Here is a 21,753-nt window from a genome sequence, read left to right on the forward strand (position 1 = left end):
GGCCTATCTTCCGGCAACACGCGCAGGAGGACCCGCCATGCTCGACGCCGTCGCCAAGATCCCGCTGAAGGATCCCGACCTTTTCCGCCAGGCGAACTACATCGCCGGTCAATGGGTGCAGGCCGACAGCGGCAAGACCCTGTCCGTCCGCAACCCGGCCTCGGGCGAGGTGATCGGCACCGTCCCCGCCCTCGGCCGTGCCGAGACCCGCCGCGCCATCGAGGCCGCGAACGCCGCTTGGCCGGCCTGGCGCGCCATGCTGGCGAAGGACCGCGCCGTCATCCTGCACAAGCTCGCCGCGCTGATGCATGCGAATGCCGACGACCTCGCCGCCATCATGACGGCCGAGCAGGGCAAGCCGCTCGCCGAGGCCAAGGGCGAAGTCGTCTATGCCGCGTCCTTCATCGAGTGGTTCGCCGATGAAGGCCGCCGCGTCTATGGCGAGACCATCCCGCAGAACGCCAAGGGCCGCCGCATCATCGTGACGAAGGAGCCGATCGGCGTCTTCGCCGCCATCACGCCGTGGAACTTCCCCTCGGCCATGATCACCCGCAAGGCCGGCCCGGGCTGGGCCGCGGGCTGCACCGGCGTGATCCGCCCGGCCTCGCAGACGCCGTTCAGCGCGCTCGCCATCGCCGTGCTGGCCGAACGCGCCGGCATGCCGTCCGGCGTGTGCAACGTCATCACCGGCCCCTCGGGCGAGACGGGCAAGGAACTCACCGCCAACCCGATCGTCCGCAAGCTGTCCTTCACCGGCTCGACCGAGGTCGGCCGCGTGCTGCTCGCGCAATGCGCCGAGACGATCAAGAAGACCTCGATGGAACTTGGCGGCAACGCGCCCTTCATCGTGTTCGACGATGCGGACCTGGATCAGGCGGTGCTCGGCGCGATGGCGTCGAAGTACCGCAACACCGGCCAGACCTGCGTCTGCGCCAACCGCATCCTGGTGCAGGATGGCGTCTATGACGCCTTCTCCGCCAAGCTGAAGACGGCAGTGGAGCAGCTGAAGGTCGGCCCGGGCATGGAACCCGGCGTGACCCAGGGTCCGCTGATCAATGCCGATGCTGTCGCCAAGGTCGAGGAACACATCGCCGACGCGCTCGCGCTCGGCGCGACCATCGTCACCGGCGGCCATCGCCACTCGCGCGGCGGCAATTTCTTTGAACCCACCGTGCTCGCCAACGTGCCGCGCGGCGCCAAGATCTTCGGCGAGGAGACCTTCGGCCCGGTCGCCCCGCTGTTCCGCTTCAAGACGGAAGAAGAGGCGATCCAGCTCGCCAACGACACCGAGTTCGGCCTCGCCTCCTACTTCTATGCCCGCGATGTCGGCCGCATCTTCCGCGTCGCCGAGGCGCTGGAATACGGCATCATCGGCATCAACGAAGGCATCATCTCGACCGCCGAGGTGCCGTTCGGCGGCTTCAAGCAATCCGGTCTCGGCCGCGAGGGCAGCAGCCACGGCATCGAGGAATATCTCGAGATCAAATACCTCGCCCTCGGCGGCATCGGGACGTGAGTGACCCGATCTATCTCGAGGACCTGACCGTGGGCCGGCGCTTCACCGCCGGCCCGGTGACGGTCAGCGAGGACGAGATCATCACCTTCGCCACCCGCTACGACCCGCAGCCCTTCCACACCGACCCCGAGGCAGCGGCGCAACACCCGCTCTTCCAGGGCCTGGCGGCGAGCGGCTGGCACACCGCGGCGCTGACCATGCCGCTTGTGGTCCAGGCGGCGGGCAACATCGCCGGCGGCATCATCGGCGGCGGCGGGGACCTGCAATGGCCGCGCCCGGTCCGCCCCGGCGACAGTCTCTCGCTGGAGATCGAGGTGCTGGAGGTGACCCCCTCCCGTTCCCGCCCCGACCGCGGCTCGGCGCTGATGCGCAACCGCACCCTGAACCAGCATGGGCAGGAGGTGCAGGTCTTCACGGTGCGCATCGTCGTCCCCCGGAAGCCCGCCCCATGAAGCTCGGCTACGTCATCCACTACGTGCCCGATGTCGCCGCCACAGTCGCCTTCTACGAGAAGGCCTTCGGCCTGGCGCCGCGCTTCGTCCATGACAGCGGCACCTATGCCGAGATGGAAACCGGCACCACGGCGCTCGCCTTCGCCGCCGAGGACATGGTCGCCGACCAGGGCGCGACCTTCCGCCGCCTGCGCCCCGACGAAACCCCGCCGGCCATCGAGATTGCCCTGGTCACCGCGGATGTCCGCGCCGCCTACGCCACGGCGGTCGCCGCCGGGGCCGTGCCCCTGCTGCCGCCCAAGGAAAAGCCCTGGGGCCAGTTGGTCGGCTATGTGCGTGACCTGAATGGCGCGCTGGTGGAGATCTGCTCGCCGATGGGATGACGCGGCCGCCGCCGCGACCTATCTGGCATCCCAATGCATTGAGGCGGTGACCATGCCCTACGACTTCGATCTTTTCGTCATCGGCGGCGGGTCCGCCGGCGTGCGCCTGGGGCGCATCTCGGCCGGCCACGGCGCCCGCGTCGCGGTGGCGGAGGAACGCTTCTGGGGCGGCACCTGCGTCAATGTCGGCTGCGTTCCCAAGAAGATCATGGTGCAGGCCGCCGAATACGGCGCCTGGATGGAGGACGCCGCCGCCTTTGGCTGGCCGCACCATCGCCACCAGCAGCATGACTGGGCCAAGCTCGCCGCCGCGCGGGATGCCGAGGTCGGGCGCCTGTCGGGCATCTACGGCAAGATGCTGGCCGGGGCAGGGGTCACCTCCTTCGACGCCCGCGCGACCTTCGTCGACGCGCACACCATCGATGTCGGCGGCCAGCACGTCACCGCCGAACGCATCGTCGTCGCCACCGGCGGCACGCCGGCGCGGCTCGACATCCCGGGCGCCGAACTCGGCTTGGTCTCCGACGACCTTTTCACCCTGAAGGCGCTGCCCAAGCGCGTGGTCGTCATCGGCGGCGGCTACATCGCGGTGGAATTCGCCACCATCCTGCGCGGCCTCGGCGCCGAGGTGGACCTGATGTACCGCGCCCCCCTCCCGCTGCGCGGCTTCGACGAGGACGTCCGCGGCGCCGCCGCCGAAGCCCTCGCCGCCCTCGGCATCCGCCTGAACCCCGACGCCAGCCCGCTGCGAATCACGAAACTCGGCGATGGGCTGATGGTCGCCATGTCCAACAACTTCATGCGCGAGGCCGATGCGGTGTTCTTCTGCACCGGCCGCACGCCGAACACGGCCGGCCTCGGCCTCGCCAAGGCGGGCATCGCGGTGAACGCGGCCGGCGCCATTCCGGTCAATGACGACCACCAGACCGCCGTCCCGCACATCTACGCGATCGGCGACGTGATCGACCGCGTGAACCTCACCCCGATGGCGACCGCGGTCGGCCATGCGCTTGCCGATACGCTGTTCGGCAACAGCCCCCGTCGCGCCTCCTACGAGAACGTCGCGACCGCCGTCTTCATGTCCCCGCCGATCGCCACCGTCGGGCTGACCGAAACCGAGGCCGCCGCGCGCGGCCCCGTCGATGTCTACGTCACCCGCTTCACCCCCATGCGCCACACCATCAGCAAGCGCGAGGGCCGCAAGTCATTGATGAAGCTCGTGGTCTGCCAGGACACGCAGAAGGTGCTCGGCGCCCACATGCTCGGCGAGGATTCGGCCGAGATCATGCAGGGCATCGGCATCGCCATCGGCATGGGCGCCACCAAGCAGGATTTCGACCGCACCATCGGCATCCATCCGACAGCGGCGGAGGAATTCGTCACGCTGCGGACGCGCACGCGCGAAGCCGGGGTGCGACGCGCGGCGGAGTAGAAGGTCGGGGGAGGGAACTCCCCCGAACCCCCTCCTTTTTCTGTCAGTCACCAGGGCAGCAATGGCGCCTGGGGCATGCCCATCAGGCTCCGTTCAGCGTCGATTCGAAGGCGCGGAACAACCCCACCGCCTTGGCATCGAAGAAGGGCAGCACTTGCGAGACGAAAATCCCCGTCGTCCCGCGCCCATGGTCGATCCAGTAATAGGTGTTCGCCAATCCGGCCCAGGCCAGCCCGCCCGCCACACGCCCCTGCGGCGAGGGATGCCGGTTGATCAGGAAGGACAGCCCCCAGCCGCAATGCTGGCCAGGGAAGAAATCCGCATCATTGGTCGCCCCCGGCATCGCCGAGATCATCGGCCGCACCGCCATGCGCGGGATCTGGTCCTGCGCCATCATTGCTACTGTCACCGGGCTCAGCAGCCTCTCGCGACCGTGCCGCCCGCCATTCAGGATCATCCGCGCAAAGGCCAGGTAATCCCGCGCCGTCGAATACAGCCCGCCGCCGCCGCTCTCGAATTCCGGGTCCTGCTCGATGATCATGTCGATCGGCACCAGCGCGCCATCCGGCCCGCGCGCATGGATGCTGGCCAGCCGCGCGCGCATGTCGTCTCGCAGCCGGAAGGCGGTATCGACCATGCCGAGGGGCGCGAAAATCGTCTCGGCGAAATGCGCCCCGAGCGTCTGCCCCGTTGCCACCTCCACCATCCGCCCCGCCCAATCCAGGCCGATGCCGTAGTGCCAGGCCTCGCCCGGGTCGAACAGCAACGGCAGCATCAGCGCGGCCTTCTTGCCGCTGGTCATCGGCGGCAGGCCGAGTGCCTTGCGCGCCTTGATCGTCTCCGGACTCCACATCTCATAGGAAAAGCCCGAGGTATGCGTTAGCAGGTGGCGCAGCGTGACGGCCTGCTTCGGCGCCCGAAGCACCGGCTGCCCGGCCCCGTCGAACCCATCCAGCACCTGCACCTGCGCGAGTTCCGGCAGCACATCCACCGCCGGCGCATCCAGCGACAGGCGCTTCGCCTCAACCAGCCGCATCGCCGCGACCGCGGTGACCGCCTTGGTCATCGAGGCGATCCAGACCACCGTCTCCGGCGCCATCGGCTCCGGCGCACCCAGCCGCCGGACGCCATAGGCCTCGACGAAGCCGGCCTCGTCCCGCCCGCCGGCAGCGACCACGATCCCGGGCAGCTCGCCGGCCTGGATGGCGCCCTGCATCAACAATGCGACGGCATCGCTTCCCTTCATCGGTCTCACTCCCCATCTGGCCGGACATGGCCGGTCTGCCAGCCTCGCACGGCCGCGCCGCTTCCCCCATCCCCCGAGGCAGGGCTAAGGTGCCCGACTTTCACGGAGGAGAGTGCCAGACAATGACCGCGCGAGGCTGGAGCCCCGACTCATGGCGGGCGATGCCGATCCGGCAAGTGCCGGACTACCCGGACCAGGCGGCCTTGGCCGCGATGGAAGGGAAGATCGCGCGATTTCCCCCGCTGGTTTTTGCAGGCGAGGCCCGGCGCCTCCGGGCCGCGCTGGCGCGTGCCGGCGACGGTGAAGCCTTCATCCTGCAGGGTGGCGATTGCGCCGAGAGCTTCGGCGACTTCACCGCCAACGTCATCCGCGACACCTTCCGCGTCCTTCTCCAGATGGCCGTGGTGCTGACCTTCGGCGGCCAGGTACCGGTGGTGAAACTCGGCCGCATGGCCGGGCAATTCGCCAAGCCGCGCAGCAGCGACACCGAGACGAAGGACGGCATCACATTGCCGTCGTATCGCGGCGACATCGTCAACGGCCCCGACTTCACCGCCGAGGCCCGCATCCCCGACCCGTCGCGCATGGAATTCGCCTACATGCAGTCGGCCGGCACGATGAACCTGCTGCGCGCCTTCGCGACCGGCGGCTATGCCGACCTGCATCACGTCCATCGCTGGAACCTCGGCTTCGTCGCCCGCAGTCCGCTGGCCGATCGCTATGCCGACCTCGCCACGCGCATCGACCAGACGCTGTCCTTCATGCAGGCCTGCGGCATGTCCGACCTGCCGCAGGTGCGTGAGACGGATTTCTACACCAGCCATGAAAGCCTGCTGCTGCCCTACGAGCAGGCGCTGACCCGCGTCGATTCCACCACCGGCGACGCCTATGCGTGCTCGGCCCACTTCCTGTGGATCGGCGACCGCACCCGCCAGCCGGATGGCGCGCATGTCGAATTCCTGCGCGGGGTGAAGAACCCGATCGGCATGAAGGTCGGCCCGACCATGGAGGCCGACGAGCTGGTCCGCCTGACCGAGATCCTCAACCCGGCCAATGAGAAGGGCCGCCTGACCCTGATCTCCCGAATGGGGGCGGAGAAAGTCGAGGCCAAGCTGCCGCCGCTGGTCCGCGCGGTGCAGAAGGCCGGCCGCAACGTCGTGTGGCTGTGCGACCCGATGCACGGCAACACCACCACCGTCGCCGGCTACAAGACCCGCGTCTTCGATTCCATCATGGGCGAGGTCCGCGGCTTCTTCGACGTGCATGAGGCCGAAGGCAGTGTCGCCGGCGGTGTCCATGTCGAGATGACCGGCTCCGACGTGACGGAATGCCTCGGCGGCGCCCATCGCCTGTCCGAGACCGACCTGTCGGCCAATTACGCGACCACCTGCGACCCGCGGCTCAATGCCGAGCAGTCGCTGGAACTTGCCTTCCTGATCGCGGAGGAGCTCAAGGCCCGCAAGGCACGCATCCAGGCCAGCCCGGCCCAGGCGGCGCAGTGACCAAGGCCACGACGCTCGGCGCATCCACGCCGGGCGCGGCACTCGCCACCGGCGTGGCGCGGCGGGACACCCCCGCCGCGTCACCTGCCGACACCACCGACGCGGTGATCACCGCGCGGACGGATTCATACTTCAACCGTACCAAACAGATCGTGCAGCGCTTCGGCGATGCGCGCGTTACCTATGCGGTGTTCCTCCGCCGCCCGGTTGTCTCCGCGCCGCGCATCGCGCTCGACTGGCTGCGCGCCGTCGCCGCCGCCCGTGCCGTCGAATTGCAGATCGACCTGGTGCATGAGGAAGGTACCTGGGTCGGCGCCGGCGACCCGCTGCTCTACGTCACCGGCTCGCTGATCGCGCTGTCGGACCTGGAGACGCTGCTGTTGCAGAAGCTCGGCGCCGCCTGCGTCGCCGCCCACAACGCCTACCAGATGTGCCTCGAACTGCCCGCCGTCGCCTTCCTCGCCATGGAGGCGCGCCACTGCGCCGGGGCCGAGATGCAGGAAATGATGGCCTATGCCGCCGCCATCGGCAGCCGCGCCGCCCAGGCCGAGGGCGCCAAGGGCTTCATCGGCAACGCCAATGACGCGACCGCCCATTGGTTCGGCCAGAAGCACGGCTACGGCACCATGCCGCATGCCTTAATCGGCTATGCCGGCACCACCGTTCGCGCCGCCGAGATGTTCCGCGAGACCTATCCGGACGAGCCGCTGACCGTGCTGGTCGACTATTTCGGGCGGGAAGTGTCGGACGGCCTGGCCGTCGCCCATCGCTTCCCGGACCTCGCCGCCGAGGGCAAGCTCGCCATGCGGCTCGACACCCATGGCGGCCGCTTCCTCGAAGGCCTCGACCCGGCGGAATCCTACGCCGTGCTCGAACGCCACGCGCCCTCCGCGATCCGCCGCTACCGCTCCGAGACCGAGTTGCGCCACCTGGTCGGCACCGGCGTCTCCGCCGCCGCCGTGTGGAAGATGCGCGAGGAACTCGATGCCGCCGGCTTCCCCCGCGTGCGCATCGTCGCCTCCTCCGGCTTCGGCGTCGGCAAATGCCGCGTCATGGCGGAAGCCCGCGCGCCGATCGACGTGGTCGGCACCGGCAGCTTCATCCCCGATGCCTGGTCGGAGACCTACGCCACCGCCGATATCGTCGAATATGACGGCGCGCCGCGGGTGAAGGTCGGCCGCGAATTCCTGCTCCGTCGCGGCGAGGCGCGGCGCAAGAATGGCGGGGCGGCGTAACGCCCCTCGCCATGGCCACCGACCCGCCGGCTGACACCGCCCGCCAGCAGGCGCGTGACCTGCGTATCGGCTGGGCCGCCGCGCTGGGCGTCTTGTCCGTCTGGGTCGGCTTCCAACTGATCGGCCGCTTCGCCGTGCGGCAGGATTTCACGCCCTGGGACCTCGGGGCGCTGCGCTATCTCGGTGCCTTCCTGCTGGCCATGCCGCTCGCTTGGCATTTCGGCCTGCCGCGCATCGCCCCGGCCCGCCTCGCGGTGGTGATGGCCCTGGCCGGTTTTGGCTTCCCGCTGCTGGCCTATTTCGGTTTCGCCAACGCGCCCGCGGCCCATGGCGCGGTCATCATGTCCGCCGGCCTGCCGCTGGCCACCACCATCCTCGCCTGGGCCTGGTTCCGCGAACGGCCCAGCCTGCGCCGCATCGCCTGCCTCTCGGCGGTCATCCTGGCCGCCATCCTGCTGGCCATGGATGGCAAGGCGAGCCCGCCCGGTGCCTGGATCGGCGACCTGTTCTACGCCTCGGCCTCGATCACCTGGGCGGCCTATACGCTGCTGGTGCGGCAATGGCGGCTGCCGGCGCTCGGCACCACCCTGACCATCGCGCTGCTCGGCGCGCCGATCTACCTGCCACTATGGTGGCTGGCGCTGCCCTCCCGCGTGGCGACGGCGCCTGTCAGCGCCATGCTGGTGCAGATCGTCTATCAGGGCTTCCTGTCCAGCGTCATCGCCGGCTTTCTCTACACAACGGCGGTGGCGCGCATCGGCCCGGCATCCACAACGCTGATCGGCGCGCTGGTGCCCGGTCTCGTGGCGGTGGCGGCCTGGCCGCTGCTGGGCGAGGCGCTCGGCGTGCTCGGCATGGCCGGCGTCGCACTGGCGATGATCGGCATGGCGCTCGGCGTGTCACGGGCACGCTGACCCCGAACCCCCGCGCGCCGGCCTTTATTGAGCGAGCATCTTCCCCCCTCCGGGTGATTTCACCCGGACCCGATCTGCTCTAGGTTCCGCCCATCATGGCCGACACCCTCCGGATCGCCCTCGCGCAGATCAACACAACCCATGTCGGCGCGCTCCACGCGAATGCCGACCGCATCCGTGCCGCCCGGGCCGAGGGCGCCCGCCTCGGCGCCGACCTGGTGGTCACGCCGGAATTCTCCGTGGGCGGCTACCTGCCTGAGGACCTGGTGCGCAAGCCGGCCTACGTCGCCGCCTGCGCCGAGGTGATCGCCACCCTCGCCGCCGAGACTGCCGATGGCGGCCCCGGCCTGATCGTCGGCGGCCCCTGGGCGGATGGCGACAGGCTCTACAACGCCGCCTTCCTGCTCGAGGGCGGGAAGATCGCCGCCCGCCGCGCGAAGCACGAACTGCCCAATTACGGCGTGTTCGATGAAAAGCGCGTCTTCGATGCCGGCCCGGTCCCCGGGCCCATCCCCTTCCGCGGCTTCCGCATCGGCCTGATGGTCTGCGAGGATTGGTGGCTGCCGACTTGCGCCGAGACGCTGTGCGAGACCGGCGCGGAGATGCTGCTCTCCATCAACGGCTCCCCCTTCGAGGCCGACAAGCACGACCGCCAGCGCCTGCCGCTCGCCGTCACGCGGGTGGTCGAAACCGGCCTTCCCTTCGTCTTCCTCGCCCAGGTCGGGTCGCAGGATGAGATCGTCTTCGACGGCGCCTCCTTCGTGCTGAACCCCGACCGCTCGCTCGCCGCGCTGCTGCCGAGCTTCGCCGAGGATGTCCGCCTCACCGAATGGCGCCGCGAGGGCGACCGCCTGGTCTGCGTCCCCGGCGCCGTGGTGCCCCCGCCCGATACGCTCGGCCAGGTCTATGCAGCGATGACGCTCGGCCTGCGCGACTATGTGAACAAGAATGGCTTCCCCGGCGTGGTGCTTGGCCTGTCGGGTGGCATCGATTCCGCCATCTCCGCCGCCGTCGCCGTCGATGCGCTGGGGCCGGACCGGGTGCAGGCGGTGATGATGCCATCCCCCTACACCAGCCCCGAGAGTCTGGAGGATGCCGCCAAATGCGCGCGCCTTCTCGGCATCCGCTACGACACCATCGGCATCGGCCCGGCGATGGACGCCTTCGCGGGGATGCTGGCACCGACCTTCGGCAACCGCCCGCCGGACATCACCGAGGAGAACCTGCAATCGCGCATCCGCGGCGTCACGTTGATGGCGCTGTCGAACAAATTCGGGTCGATGCTGCTGACGACAGGCAACAAATCCGAGATGAGCACCGGCTACGCCACCATCTATGGCGACATGTGCGGCGGGTATTCCGTGCTGAAGGATGTCTACAAGACCATGGTCTTCGCGCTGTGCCGCTGGCGCAACGCGAACCTCCCGGCCGGCGCGCTCGGCCCGGCGGGCGCGGTGATGCCCGAACGCGTCATCACCAAGCCGCCCTCGGCCGAGCTGCGCCCCGACCAGAAGGACCAGGACAGCCTGCCCGAATACGAAGTGCTGGACGCCATCCTGGAGGGCCTGATCGAGGGCGAGAAATCCGTTGATGCGCTGGTCGCCGAGGGCCTCGACCGTGCCACGGTGCTGCGCGTATGGAAGCTGCTCGACCGCGCCGAATACAAGCGCCGCCAGGCACCGCCGGGGGTGAAGATCACGCCGCGCGCCTTCGGTCGCGACCGCCGCTACCCGATCACCAACGGCTTCACGGCGCTCGTCAAATGAGCGAGGAATTCGAAGCCCAGGTCTTCCCGACCGGCGAATTCGCCGTGCAGATCATGGACCAGTCCGGCGCCAACGGCTCCGCCCCGGTGGAGACCATCACCGGCTTCCTGACCATCGAACACGCCAACGCCTTCGCCCGCCGCTACGTCCGCGATTCCGTCGAACGCTGCCGCGCGCCCGGCGCCGACGCGAAGGCCACCCTCGATGCCTGGTTCGCCTTCGGCGAGGATGCCGAAGTCCTCGGCGCCGGCGACGATGCCTGGGTCAGCCGCTCGGAACTGAAGGACTTCGCCGACACCCCCGTGCGCGACGCCGAGGACCGCAACTGGCGCGTCCTCGACCCCCGCCGCCACGAGGATGAGGACGAGGACGACGAGGCGTGAGTCATTCCGTCCTCTGCGGCGATTTCGCGCATTACCAGGACCCGGACGAGGAATGGTCCGTCGACGGCTTCCGCACCGCCGAGGCGGCGGCGGAATACGCCCGCCGCTTCATCCGCGACCAGGTCGAAGGCCTGCGCAGCGAATACCCGGACCCCGCCGCGCTGGAACAGGCCTTCCTGACCTTCGGCGAATACGCCATCGCGCCGGGCTTCGAATTGAAGCCCTGGCTCGCCCACTGCATCGCGCAGCCGGCCACCCGCAAGGCCGACACCGACTACCAGGCACTTGATCCCAACCCATGAAACTCCGCTTCGCCCCGTCCCCCACCGGCCTGCTGCATGTCGGCAATGCCCGCGCCGCGCTGGCCAACTGGCTGCATGCGCGCCGGCATGGCGGCACCTTCCTGCTGCGCCTGGACGACACCGACCTCGAACGCTCCAAGCCCGAATTCGCGGTCGCGATCGAGGAAGACCTCCGCTGGATGGGCCTCGATTGGGATGGCCGCGTCGCCCAGTCCGAGCGGCTCGACCGCTACGCCACGGCGGCCGAAAAGTTGAAGGCCTCCGGCCGCCTCTACCCGTGCTTCGAGACGGAGGAAGAACTCGCCTACAAGCGCGAACGCCGCCGCCGCGAGGGCAAGCCGCCGCTCTACGACCGCGAGGCGCTGAAGATGACGCCCGACCAGATCGAGCGCGCCCTCGCCAACGGCAAGCAGCCCTACTGGCGCTTCAAGCTGGCGCCGCGCTCGGTGTCGTGGCTCGACCTGGTGCTCGGCCCGCGCTCGGTGAAGCTCACGGCGATCTCCGACCCGGTGCTGATCCGCGCCGATGGCTCGCCGCTCTACACCTTCACCTCCGTCGTCGATGACCTGGAGATGGACGTCACCCACGTCATCCGCGGCGAGGACCACGTCACCAACACCGGCATCCAGCTCGACATCTACGAAGCCCTCGGCGGCAATCCCAAGCACCTGACCTTCGGCCATCTGCCGCTGCTGACCGACGATGACGGCGGCGCCCTGTCCAAGCGCCTAGGCTCCATCTCGCTGCGGCATCTGCGCAAGGATGGCATCGAACCCGCCGCGCTCGCCGGCTACCTCGCCGCGCTTGGCACCTCCACGGACCCGGTGCCGGGCATGCCGGCCGCCCTCGCGCCGCGGTGGGACATCAGCCGAGTGTCCCACGCCACCGCCCGCTTCGACACGCGCCAGCTCCTCGCGCTGAACCGCCGCGTGCTGCACGAAGCCCCCTTTGCCGAGCTGCGGGACCGCCTGCCCGAAGGCGCCGACGAGGTCTGGTGGCTCGCCGTTCGCGGCAACCTCGACCTGATGCGCGAGGCGCGCCCGTGGTTCGACATCGTCCGCGGCACCATCGTCCCGCCGGTGCAGGAAGGGGAGGGGGAACTCCTCACCGCCGCCCTGGCCGCCCTGCCGCCCGAGCCCTGGGACGGCAGCACCTGGGCGGCCTGGACCGGCCCGCTGAAGGAGGCCACCGGTCGCAAGGGCAAGGCGCTGTTCCTGCCGCTCCGCCTGGCGTTGACCGGCGAGGACCACGGCCCCGACCTCGCCACCCTGCTGCCGCTGATCGGGCGGGAGAAGGCGGCGTTGCGCCTGCGTTTGTCAGCCGGCGCTTGAACCGCGCGGCGGATCGGCGCAAAAAGCATCCCATGTCCGCGTCCAGGCCCATCGCGTCCGCGCTCTGTCGCTGAACCGCCCTTCCGGGGAAGGTCCTTCCCCGTGCGCCTGCCGCCTGACGCCCTCCCGACCAGCCGGACCATCATGACCGACCTTTCCATCCACGACAGCGCCGCGCGCACGAAACGCCAATTCGTGCCGATCGACCCCAGCCATGTGCGGCTCTATGTCTGCGGTCCGACGGTCTATGACCTGGCCCATCTGGGCAATGCGCGCCCGGTGGTGGTGTTCGACGTGCTGGCGCGCCTGTTGCGCCGCCTTTACCCGCGCGTCACCTATGTCCGCAACATCACCGACGTGGACGACAAGATCAACGCGCGGTCCCGCGAGTCCGGCGAGCCGATCGCCACTATCACCGCCCGCACCACCGCCGATTTTCACGCCGACATGGCCGCATTGAATGCTCTGCCGCCGGATGTGGAACCGCGCGCCACCGCTCACATCCCGGCGATGATCACGCTGATCGAACGCCTGATCGCCAGCGGCCACGCCTATGCGGCCGACGGCCATGTCCTCTTCTCCGTCCCCTCCTTCCCCGACTACGGCAAACTCTCCGGCCGCGCGCCCGACGAATTGCTCGCCGGCGCCCGCGTGGACGTCGCTCCCTACAAGCGCGACGCCGGCGACTTCGTGCTGTGGAAGCCCTCGGACGAAAACACCCCTGGCTGGGACAGCCCCTGGGGCCGCGGCCGCCCCGGCTGGCACATCGAATGCTCCGCCATGTCCTGGCAGCATCTGGGCGAGGAATTCGACATTCATGGCGGCGGCCACGACCTGATCTTCCCGCACCATGAGAACGAGGTCGCGCAATCCACCTGCGCCTTCCCCGGCCATGGCTATGCGCATTACTGGATGCACAACGGCATGCTGCTCGTGGACGGCGAGAAGATGTCGAAGTCGCTCGGCAATTTCCGCACCGTGCGCGACATCCTCACCGAGGGCCCCTGGGCCGGCGAGGCCTTCCGCCTGCTGCTGCTGCGCACGCATTACCGCCAGTCGCTCGACTTCACGATCGAAGGGCTGCATGAGGCCAAGGCCGAGCTCGACGACCACTACGCCATGCTGTCCCGCGCCCCGGCCGCGCCCGGCGGCAAGGCGGCGACGCAGCTCGCCGACTGGGCCATCGCGCCCTTGCTCGACGACCTGAACACCCCGCTCGCGCTCGCCCGCCTGCGCGACCTGCGCACGCTGGAAAACGCCGTCACCGTCGGCGGTTCGCCCGCCGTCGCGATGGAACGCGCCGGCCTATCCAACCCGCCCGCTCCGGGCGTCGCCGCCGCCGCCTTCCGCGAGGCCGCCGCCGTGCTCGGCGTCGCTACCGGCGACCCACCCGCCTGGCGCCAGGGTGGCGGCGACGATGGTGCCGCCATCGAGGCCGCCATCGCCGCCCGTCTCGCCGCCCGCAAGTCGAAGAACTGGGCCGAGGCCGACCGCATCCGCGACGAGCTCACCGCCCAGGGCATCGTGCTGGAGGACGGCCCCGCCGGCACCACCTGGCACCGGGCCTGATCACCCGATGACCGGCGGACGCCCCGATGGCCGCGCGCGCCTGACGCCACCCGCCGGCGAAAGCCCGATCGTGGTGCTGGTGCGCCCGCAAATGGCGCAGAACATCGGCACCACGGCGCGCGCTATGGCCAATGGCGGGCTTTTCCACTTGCGCATCGTCGCCCCGCGCGACGGCTGGCCGCAGCCCAACGCCTACCCCGCCGCCTCGGGTGCGGACGCCATTCTCGACGCCGCAACGGTTTACGACAGCGTCCCCGACGCAGTGGCCGACTGCCATCGCGTGCTCGCCACCTGTCCGCGCCCGCGCCACATCGTCATCCCCGTGCTGACGGCGCGCGCCGCGGCCGAGGACCTGCGCGGCCTCGCCGCCCGTTCCCTGCGTTCCGCCGTATTGTTCGGCCCCGAACGCGCCGGGCTCGAAAATGAGGACATGGCCTGCGCCGACACGCTGGTCCGCTACCCGCTCAACCCCGAGCACATGTCGCTCAACCTTGCCCAGGCGGTAATGATCCTCGCCTATGAATGGTGGACGGCGACCGAGCCGACCCCGCCGCGCGCCCTCATGACCAACGAGACCCATGTCGCGACCAAGGGGGAGCTTGAGATCTTCCTCAACCGCCTGGTCGGTGAGCTCGACGCGACGGGCTTCCTCGACAATGTCGAGAAGCGCCCGGGCATGGTGCGCAACCTGCGCCACTGGTTCCAGCGTGGCGAAGTCACGGAGCAGGAACTGCGCACGCTGCATGGCGTGGTGACGGAACTCTCGCGCGGGCGGATGCGGCGCGGGCGGCCGGATGTCACACCGCCCTGGCGGGACGCGGCCGGCGACGAGCTCCGCCCCGTGCCAGGCCCTACGCCCCCAGAGGTCTAGCCGGCCTCGGCCAACACCCGCTGGACGACCTCGCTCGACCGCATCGGTCCTTCCTGAAGCTCGCAGGCCAGGAACAGGAAAGTGTCGTCGTGCTGCAGCAGCAGCCGGTCCTCGACAAGCCTGGCGAGCAGCGCATCCAGCGCGTCGTCGTCGATGGCATGCCCCGCCTTCTGCACCGCGGTGGCGATCTGGTGGCGCTTCATCACCTGGTCGCAGGTCAGGCACACGGCACGTTCGATCTCGTCAAGATGATGGATGAAGCGCACCGCCGCCGGCCGCGTGTCCCCGATCACCAGCCCCCTGCCGGACTCGACATAGACCAGGATCGGCGACTTCGACTTCGCCGCCGACATCCAGGCGAACACCTCCTTGCGCAGCGGCTCGATATAGCTGGCCTGGTCCTCCGGCGGGTCCCAGTCGAAATTATAGGCGAGCTGATCGATGAGCTCCCGATCGACATTGTGGATCAGCGCATAGACCGGGCGCGGTCGCAGGTTCTTCACGCCGAAATGCTCGGCCTGCGAATACAGCGGGCTGTAGCGCTGGATGCGCACATCGGTGATCCCGCGAGGCGGCACCAGATGCGTCAGGCTGGGCAGCCATGCCCGCATGCGCTCGTAATACTCCGCCTTGTCGAAGGGGAAGCCATAGAGGATCGACCAGCTCACTTTGATGTCGAGTTCCCGCGACCATTTCAGCAGCTGCAGATTGCGCAGGCCGGTGACGCCCTTGCGCATCAGCGTCAGTACCTCATCGGCCAGGCTCTCCACCCCCGGCTGGATCGCGTTCACACCCGCCGCGGCGAGCGCCCGGAGCTGGTCCTTCCGCAGATTCGACTTCACCGAATAATACAGCTTCGGCCGCACCGGCAGGGCGGCTAGCCGGTTGGTGATGGAGCCGATCACTCGCTGGTCGAGGATGTCATCGGTGGCGAAAAGCTGCAGATTCGGATAGCGCTCGTTCAGATGGACGATCTCCCGGTAGAGGCGCTCCGGGCTCTTGGATCGGTATTCCATGGCGTGGTTGAGCGAGCAGAACACGCAATGCTGCTTCTGCCCCCACCAGCACCCGCGCGAGCCCTCGAACGGCACCATCGGCCGCTGCGGGCTGTCGATCGGCCAGATCTCGTAGAAGTCGTCGTAATACGCGTAGGGCAGGTCTTCCATCGTCGGCTCGGGCGCCACGCCCGGGTCCGGGAACGGCAGCGCATCCGCGCCCGCCCTGCGCCAATGGACGCCCGGAATGCGGATGTCCCCCTGCCCGTCGAGGATCGCGCGCACCAGGCGCGGAAAGGCAATCTCGCCCGGCCCGACGAGCACGGCGTCAAGCACCGGATAGGCCCGGAACATCGCCTCGCCCATGGGCGCGCTGCAATTGGCGCCGCCCATCACGATCGTCAGGTCGGGCATCAGCTCGCGCAGCCGCGTCGCCAGGGCGATCGACGACATCTGCTGCTGGAACGAACTGCTCAGGCCGACGATCCGCGGACTGAGCCGGCAGATGCGCGCGGCCGTCTCCTCGACGAGACGGGCGGCGACCGGCAGGGCCGCCTCCACGACGCGGCGCAGTTCAGCGGCCTGACGCGGAAGGATGCTGCTTTGCGCAAGTTCCAGAAAATCCTCGGTCGAGCCGACCGGGTCGACAAGCCTCGAGAACAGCCATTCGCCCAGCGACAGCTTGCCGAAGGCGTTGTTGATCAGATCGAACTCCCGCTCCCCCAAGTTCCGCATGAAGTCGACGATCGGATAGTCGACGCGAACGGAAATATCGGCATCGCGCAGTACCTGGGCCAACATCGACAGACCCAGTGACGGCATCTTCACCGGTCCGAACGGCATCATGACGAGAACGACCTGGGACACCGGCGGGGGCTGCCGATCGGTCCTGGCGCTTTGCGATGCGGAGCTTTCAAGCGTCATGACGGCCCACCGTTGCTGTGATCTCACGGGGAATTCGGTAACAGTCGCACCAGAATCAGTCTGACGTGTCAATCAACCGCTGGCTTCACGGCGATCTTTCTTTTGTGTTCCGTACCGCGCCGAGGTCGTCTGGCTTGGCGTCGGAATGCGCCGTCTCACGCGCGGAAGACGTCCGGAAGGTCATGCCATCGCGTGCCTGGACGCATGGTCCACAGTATGTCTTCGACGAAGATGCGGTCGTCCCGGCCCCTCGATCCGTTCTGGCCAGGCCGTCCGAGCGCCACGCGTCGCAATGCCGCATCGCTCAGCACCGGGTGCCCGAACGCGCCCAGGGCGCCTTCAGAAGGGCATCGGACCGCGCTCCCCGCAAGGGCGCATACCGATGCGCTATACCAGCCCGACTTCCTCCTGGCGCCGCTTCTCGATCTCCTCGCCGTAGCGCCGCAGGACGTGGCTGGCCGTCAGCAGCCCGATGACGCGGCGTGACTCTGACCCGTCGATCACTGCCAGCGCCTCGACCTCCGCGTCTTCGAAGACGGCCATGGCCTCTTTCGCGTTCATCGCGAGCAGCAAGGCGCGATCCGCCTTCCGCAGCAGCGGGGCGATAGTGTCGAACGCCGCCTCCGGCGCGTGCGCCTCGACCACGTGACCAGCCCGGCGTAGCGGCCCGCCTGATCCAATGCCACGACGCGCTCGGTCGAGCCGAGCGGGAAGTCGCGCCGGAAGGAGGAGAGCTTCGTGTCGTCCCGTACCGTGCGCACGTCCCGCCGCATCATCCTGCCGTCGGTGAGCTCGCGCAGCCACCCGATGTCATGCGCCGACCGGATCGTCTCGCCACGCAGGTGAAAGCGCCAGGTGGCGAAGGAATAGCCGAACATCCGTCGCACCAGCAGTCCCGCCACGGCGACGGCGGTCAGCACCGCGCCGACGACGGGCAGGCTGCCCGTGGTCTCCAGCGCCAGGAACGGCATGGCGATGCGCAGTTCACTCTCGCGCACCCAGGTCCGCAGGCGCCGAGGGTTCGGCGCAGTCGACCTTGGCTGTTGCCTGGAGAATCGGCGCTCTGCGTGTCACGCATCAGCTTCACTGTCAGATTGAACCGCCGGCCGGGGCGGGCAGGTGATCCACCCCCCGAGAGTCGTCACATCCGCGTGGAACAGATCGCGTCCGGATGCAATCGCCCGAAGGCGTGACGATGACCGCCAAGGCATGCCCGACGCAGACGGCGCAACCGCCGCACTCCCCCGCAAGCCTGGCGAGCCCGCCGAGTGCCTATCGCGCCCGGACCATTCTTCGTGTCAGGCACATCGCCGCGCCCGTCACCAGGGGCGGCCGGCCGGCGGGAATACGCCTCGCCTGCTGCCGCATCGTCCCGAATCCGCGCTAAACCCCCAGCTCCGCCAGCATGACCGCCTCCACCTCGGCCCCGGCCGGCAGCGCCGGCGCGAAGGGCGCCCGCAGCACCAGCGCATCCGCCCGCGCCAGCGTCGCCAGCATCGAGGAATCCTGCACCTGCGCCGGTGTCGCCATCATCCGCCCGTCGCCATCGACCGACAGCGTCGCCCGCAGATGGTCCGCCCTTCGGTCATTCTCCGGCAATGCCACCGCCGTCACCACCCGCCGCGTCGGCGCCGCCGCCCCCGGCAACCCGGACAGCGTCGCGATGGCAGGGATCAGGAACACCACGCCGCACACCAGCGCGCTGACCGGGTTGCCCGGCAGCCCCAGCACCGGCGTCCGCCCCAACCGGCCCCAGATCAGCGGCTTGCCCGGCCGCATCGCGATCTTCCAGAAGCCGAGCGCGAAACCCTCGCCCCCCAACGCCTTCTGGATCAGGTCATGCTCGCCCACGCTGGCCCCGCCGGTGGTCACCAGGAGGTCGAAGGCATGGGCAGTGGCAGCGACCTCGGCGATCGCATGGGTGTCATCAGGCGCGATCGGCAATACCACCGCATCGCCACCCGAGGCCCGCACCAACGCCGCCAGCGCATGCGCATTCGACGATACGATACCCCCCGGCGGGATCGGGTCCCCCGGCAGCGCGATCTCATCCCCCGTCGCCAGAATCCCGATACGTGGCCGCCGATGCACCGCCAACCACGGATTGTTCGACGCCGCCGCCAGCCCGATATCGCGCGCCGTCAGCTTCCGCCCGGCTGGCAACACCTCGGCCCCTTCGGCGAAATCCAGCCCGCGCCGGCGGATATGCCGCCCGGCCTTGACCGTCTCGTTCACCCGCACCGTGCCGTCGGAGGCCGTAGCATCCTCCTGCAGCAGAACCGCATCCGCACCATCGGGCACGAATCCGCCGGTGAAGATCCGCACCGCTTCGCCGGGCCCGACCGTCCCGCCGAAGGGCCGCCCGGCCGGCGCGGTCCCGACCACCGCCAGCGTCGCGCCCTCGGCCGAATCCATCGCGCGCACCGCATACCCGTCCATCGCCGAGACATCGGCCGGCGGCTGCGTCAGCCGCGCCGTCACGCCGCGCGCCAGAACCCGCCCGGCACCCTCGGCCAGCGCCACCGTCTCCGCCGCGGTCGGCGTCAACTCCGCCAGGATGCGCGCCCGCGCCTCATCGACCGGCAGCAGGTCATCCGCCATGGAATTCGCCCGACTTCCCGCCCGCCTTGTGGACCAGCCGCACATCCTCGATGCGCATGCCGCGATCGACCGCTTTCACCATGTCATAGACCGTCAGCGCGGCGACGGTGACGGCGGTCAGCGCCTCCATCTCCACCCCGGTACGCCCGTTCAGCGTCACCGTTGCCTCGATGGCGACCGCATCCTCGCCCTCGGGCTCCAGGTCCACCGTGACCTTCGAGATCATCAGCGGATGGCACAGCGGGATCAGTTCGGAGGTCTTCTTCGCCGCCATGATCCCGGCGATGCGCGCGACCCCGAGCACATCGCCCTTGCCGGCGCGCCCCTCGCGGATCAGCGCCAGCGTCGCCGGCTGCATGACGATCCGCCCGCGCGCCGTCGCGGTGCGCGATGTCTCGTCCTTGGCGGAGACATCCACCATGGCGGCCCGCCCGGCCGCGTCGAAATGGGTCAGCGCCATGGCGGCGTTCAGCGTGCCTCGACCAGGCTGCGCGCGGCGGCGGTCACATCCTCCTGCCGCATCAGATGCTCGCCCACCAGGATGCAATGCGCCCCGGCCATCGCCATGCGCCGCACATCGGCCGGCGTGCGGATGCCGCTTTCGGCCACCGGCAGCCGGTCGGCCGGCACCAGCGGCGCCAGCGCCTCGGTCGTCGCGATGTCGGTCTGCAGCGTGCGCAGGTCGCGGTTGTTGATGCCGATCAGCCGCGTCTGCAGCCCCAGCGCGCGGTCCAGTTCGCGCCGATCATGCACCTCGGCCAGCACCGCCATGTCGAGCGACAGCGCGAGGTCTTCAAGCTCATTGGCCCGTTCGTCGGTCAGCGCGGCCATGATCAGCAGGATCGCATCCGCCCCCATCGCGCGGGCCTCGAAGACCTGCCAGGGATGGATCATGAAATCCTTGCGCAGCACCGGCAGGGAACAGGCGGCGCGGGCGGCCTCCAGGTCTTCCCGCTTGCCCTGGAAATACGGGCCGTCGGTCAGGATCGACAGGCAGGCCGCCCCGCCCTCCTCATAGGCCCGGGCCAGCGCCGGCGGGTCGAAGGGGTCGCGGATCAGCCCGCCCGAGGGCGAGGCGCGTTTGATCTCAGCGATCAGCCCGGTGCGGCCCTCGCCGATGCGCGTGCACAGCGCGCCGACGAAATCGCGCAGCTTGGGCGCGCTGGCCGCGGCCTTCTCGATCTCGGCCCGGCTGGTGGCGGCCATGCGCTCGGCCACCTCCTTCTCCTTGTCGGCCAGGATGCGGACCAGCACATCGGGCACGGAGCTGGTATCGGTCGGCGGTGTCACGACGAGGGGCGCGTTCATGGTGCGGCGTCCTTGGGGGGGCAAGCGGCGCGGAGGCGGGTCAGTACGCCAAGCGCCGCCCCGTCGTCTATGGCGCGGGCGGCGATGGCGGCGCCCTCGCGCAGATCGGACGCCCGGTCGGCGACGATCAGCGCGGCGGCGGCATTCAACAATACCACATCGCGATAGGCGCCGGGTGCGCCGTTCAGCAGGGCTTCCAACGCGATCGCGTTCTCCGCCGGGTCGCCGCCTTTCAGCGCCGAGGCCGGCGCGCGTGGCAGCCCGGCATCCTCCGGCGAGACGGTGAATTCGCGCAGCGACCCGTCGGCCTCCAGCGAGACCACCTGGCTTTCGCCGGCCAGCGTCAGTTCATCGAGCCCCTGGCCATGCACCAGCCAGGCGCGCTCGGACCCCAACCGGCCGAGCGCCTCGGCCATCGGGCGCAGCCATTCCGGGGCGAAGGCGCCGGTCATCTGCCGCTTCACCCGTGCCGGATTGGCCAGCGGGCCGAGCAGGTTGAAGATGGTCCGCGTGCCGAGTTCCACGCGCGGCCCGGCGGCATGACGCATCGAGGCGTGGTGACGCGGCGCCATCAGGAACACCATGCCCGCCTCGCGCAGCACCGCGGGCAGCCTGTCGATCGGCACATCGAGCGAAATGCCCAGCGCCGAGATGGCATCCGCCGCGCCGGATTTCGACGACAGCGCACGATTGCCATGCTTGGCGACCGGCACGCCTGCCCCGGCCACGACCATGGCGGTGGTAGTCGAGATGTTCAGCGTCCCGGCCGAATCACCGCCGGTGCCGACGATGTCCATCGCCCCGGGCGGCGCCTCGATGGCCACCATGCGGGCGCGCATGGCTCGCACGGCGCCGGTCATCTCCGCCACCGTCTCGCCGCGCACGCGCATGGCCATCAGCAGGCCGGCGATTTGCGCGGGGGTGGCCTCGCCGCCCATGATGATGCCGAAGGCTTCCTCGGCTTCGGATTCAGCCAGGCGCTCGGCATTGGCCAGCCGCGCCAGGATCGGTTTCAGCGACATC

The 21,753-nt window shown here is 69.4% G+C and carries 21 protein-coding genes; 13 read left to right on the top strand and 8 right to left on the bottom strand.

Going from position 1 to position 21,753, the window contains the following annotated elements; translation table 11 throughout:
* The first annotated feature begins 37 nt into the window (after window positions 1-37).
* From IEY36_RS07005 to gorA, 4 genes are read left to right on the top strand one after another with little or no spacing between them, the layout of a single operon-like run.
* Entirely contained in the window at window positions 38-1,516 is a 1,479-nt protein-coding gene (locus tag IEY36_RS07005; protein WP_188966238.1) for an NAD-dependent succinate-semialdehyde dehydrogenase, read from the top strand.
* Entirely contained in the window at window positions 1,513-1,968 is a 456-nt protein-coding gene (locus IEY36_RS07010) for a MaoC family dehydratase (RefSeq protein WP_188966239.1), read from the top strand. The genes IEY36_RS07005 and IEY36_RS07010 overlap by 4 nt, the downstream gene beginning before the upstream one ends.
* The gene (locus IEY36_RS07015; protein WP_188966240.1) at window positions 1,965-2,351 is read left to right on the top strand and encodes a VOC family protein; all 387 of its coding nucleotides are present in this window, start codon (window positions 1,965-1,967) and stop codon (window positions 2,349-2,351) included. The genes IEY36_RS07010 and IEY36_RS07015 overlap by 4 nt, the downstream gene beginning before the upstream one ends.
* Before the next feature lie 52 nt (window positions 2,352-2,403).
* Window positions 2,404-3,783, top strand: a complete 1,380-nt coding sequence (gorA, locus tag IEY36_RS07020; RefSeq protein WP_188966241.1) for a glutathione-disulfide reductase — start codon at window positions 2,404-2,406, stop codon at window positions 3,781-3,783.
* An 82-nt stretch (window positions 3,784-3,865) separates the two neighbouring features.
* On the opposite strand, the gene IEY36_RS07025 is transcribed toward gorA, so the two are convergent.
* Window positions 3,866-5,029 (bottom strand): serine hydrolase domain-containing protein, encoded by a 1,164-nt coding sequence (locus tag IEY36_RS07025; RefSeq protein WP_188966242.1) that lies wholly within the window; start codon window positions 5,027-5,029, stop codon window positions 3,866-3,868.
* Window positions 5,030-5,151: 122 nt separating this feature from the next.
* Here IEY36_RS07025 and IEY36_RS07030 point away from each other — a divergent pair, with 122 nt between their 5' ends.
* The 9 genes from IEY36_RS07030 (at window position 5,152) to IEY36_RS07070 (ending at window position 14,902) form a co-directional block, all read left to right on the top strand.
* Window positions 5,152-6,531 carry a class II 3-deoxy-7-phosphoheptulonate synthase gene (locus IEY36_RS07030; RefSeq protein ID WP_188966243.1) on the top strand — a complete coding sequence of 460 codons (1,380 nt, stop codon included), beginning with the start codon at window positions 5,152-5,154 and terminating at the stop codon, window positions 6,529-6,531.
* Window positions 6,532-6,584: 53 nt separating this feature from the next.
* Window positions 6,585-7,766 carry a beta/alpha barrel domain-containing protein gene (locus IEY36_RS07035; RefSeq protein ID WP_373290314.1) on the top strand — a complete coding sequence of 394 codons (1,182 nt, stop codon included), beginning with the start codon at window positions 6,585-6,587 and terminating at the stop codon, window positions 7,764-7,766.
* Between the two features lie 11 nt (window positions 7,767-7,777).
* Window positions 7,778-8,680 carry a DMT family transporter gene (locus IEY36_RS07040; protein ID WP_188966244.1) on the top strand — a complete coding sequence of 301 codons (903 nt, stop codon included), beginning with the start codon at window positions 7,778-7,780 and terminating at the stop codon, window positions 8,678-8,680.
* A 95-nt stretch (window positions 8,681-8,775) separates the two neighbouring features.
* Window positions 8,776-10,446, top strand: a complete 1,671-nt coding sequence (locus IEY36_RS07045) for an NAD+ synthase (protein ID WP_188966245.1) — start codon at window positions 8,776-8,778, stop codon at window positions 10,444-10,446.
* Window positions 10,443-10,829, top strand: a complete 387-nt coding sequence (locus tag IEY36_RS07050; protein ID WP_188966246.1) for a hypothetical protein — start codon at window positions 10,443-10,445, stop codon at window positions 10,827-10,829. Before IEY36_RS07045 ends, IEY36_RS07050 begins: the two co-directional genes overlap by 4 nt.
* Window positions 10,826-11,131, top strand: a complete 306-nt coding sequence (locus IEY36_RS07055; RefSeq protein ID WP_188966247.1) for a hypothetical protein — start codon at window positions 10,826-10,828, stop codon at window positions 11,129-11,131. The genes IEY36_RS07050 and IEY36_RS07055 overlap by 4 nt, the downstream gene beginning before the upstream one ends.
* Window positions 11,128-12,462, top strand: a complete 1,335-nt coding sequence (gene gltX, locus IEY36_RS07060) for a glutamate--tRNA ligase (RefSeq protein ID WP_188966248.1) — start codon at window positions 11,128-11,130, stop codon at window positions 12,460-12,462. Before IEY36_RS07055 ends, gltX begins: the two co-directional genes overlap by 4 nt.
* A 144-nt stretch (window positions 12,463-12,606) precedes the next feature.
* Window positions 12,607-14,031, top strand: coding sequence for a cysteine--tRNA ligase (gene cysS, locus IEY36_RS07065; protein WP_188966249.1), 1,425 nt, complete (start codon window positions 12,607-12,609; stop codon window positions 14,029-14,031).
* A 7-nt stretch (window positions 14,032-14,038) separates the two neighbouring features.
* The gene (locus IEY36_RS07070; RefSeq protein ID WP_188966250.1) at window positions 14,039-14,902 is read left to right on the top strand and encodes an RNA methyltransferase; all 864 of its coding nucleotides are present in this window, start codon (window positions 14,039-14,041) and stop codon (window positions 14,900-14,902) included.
* Here IEY36_RS07070 and IEY36_RS07075 read toward each other — a convergent pair.
* From IEY36_RS07075 to trpD, 7 genes are all read right to left on the bottom strand, one after another.
* Window positions 14,899-16,743, bottom strand: coding sequence for a RiPP maturation radical SAM C-methyltransferase (locus tag IEY36_RS07075; protein ID WP_188966251.1), 1,845 nt, complete (start codon window positions 16,741-16,743; stop codon window positions 14,899-14,901). The genes IEY36_RS07070 and IEY36_RS07075 overlap by 4 nt on opposite strands.
* Before the next feature lie 465 nt (window positions 16,744-17,208).
* Window positions 17,209-17,364, bottom strand: a complete 156-nt coding sequence (locus IEY36_RS07080) for a hypothetical protein (protein ID WP_188966252.1) — start codon at window positions 17,362-17,364, stop codon at window positions 17,209-17,211.
* Window positions 17,365-17,378: 14 nt separating this feature from the next.
* The gene (locus IEY36_RS07085) at window positions 17,379-17,819 is read right to left on the bottom strand and encodes a hypothetical protein (RefSeq protein ID WP_188966253.1); all 441 of its coding nucleotides are present in this window, start codon (window positions 17,817-17,819) and stop codon (window positions 17,379-17,381) included.
* Window positions 17,820-18,204: 385 nt separating this feature from the next.
* Window positions 18,205-19,410, bottom strand: coding sequence for a molybdopterin molybdotransferase MoeA (locus IEY36_RS07090; RefSeq protein ID WP_188966635.1), 1,206 nt, complete (start codon window positions 19,408-19,410; stop codon window positions 18,205-18,207).
* A gap of 1 nt (window position 19,411) precedes the next feature.
* The gene (moaC, locus tag IEY36_RS07095; RefSeq protein ID WP_188966254.1) at window positions 19,412-19,882 is read right to left on the bottom strand and encodes a cyclic pyranopterin monophosphate synthase MoaC; all 471 of its coding nucleotides are present in this window, start codon (window positions 19,880-19,882) and stop codon (window positions 19,412-19,414) included.
* 8 nt (window positions 19,883-19,890) lie between these two features.
* Complete coding sequence (trpC, locus tag IEY36_RS07100; RefSeq protein ID WP_188966255.1) at window positions 19,891-20,730, bottom strand: indole-3-glycerol phosphate synthase TrpC; 840 nt, start codon at window positions 20,728-20,730, stop codon at window positions 19,891-19,893.
* Window positions 20,727-21,752, bottom strand: a complete 1,026-nt coding sequence (gene trpD, locus IEY36_RS07105; protein WP_188966256.1) for an anthranilate phosphoribosyltransferase — start codon at window positions 21,750-21,752, stop codon at window positions 20,727-20,729. The genes trpC and trpD overlap by 4 nt, the downstream gene beginning before the upstream one ends.
* Window position 21,753 lies beyond the last annotated feature (1 nt).

The sequence above is a fragment of the Neoroseomonas lacus genome, assembly GCF_014644535.1.
GTDB classification, from domain to species: domain Bacteria; phylum Pseudomonadota; class Alphaproteobacteria; order Acetobacterales; family Acetobacteraceae; genus Neoroseomonas; species Neoroseomonas lacus.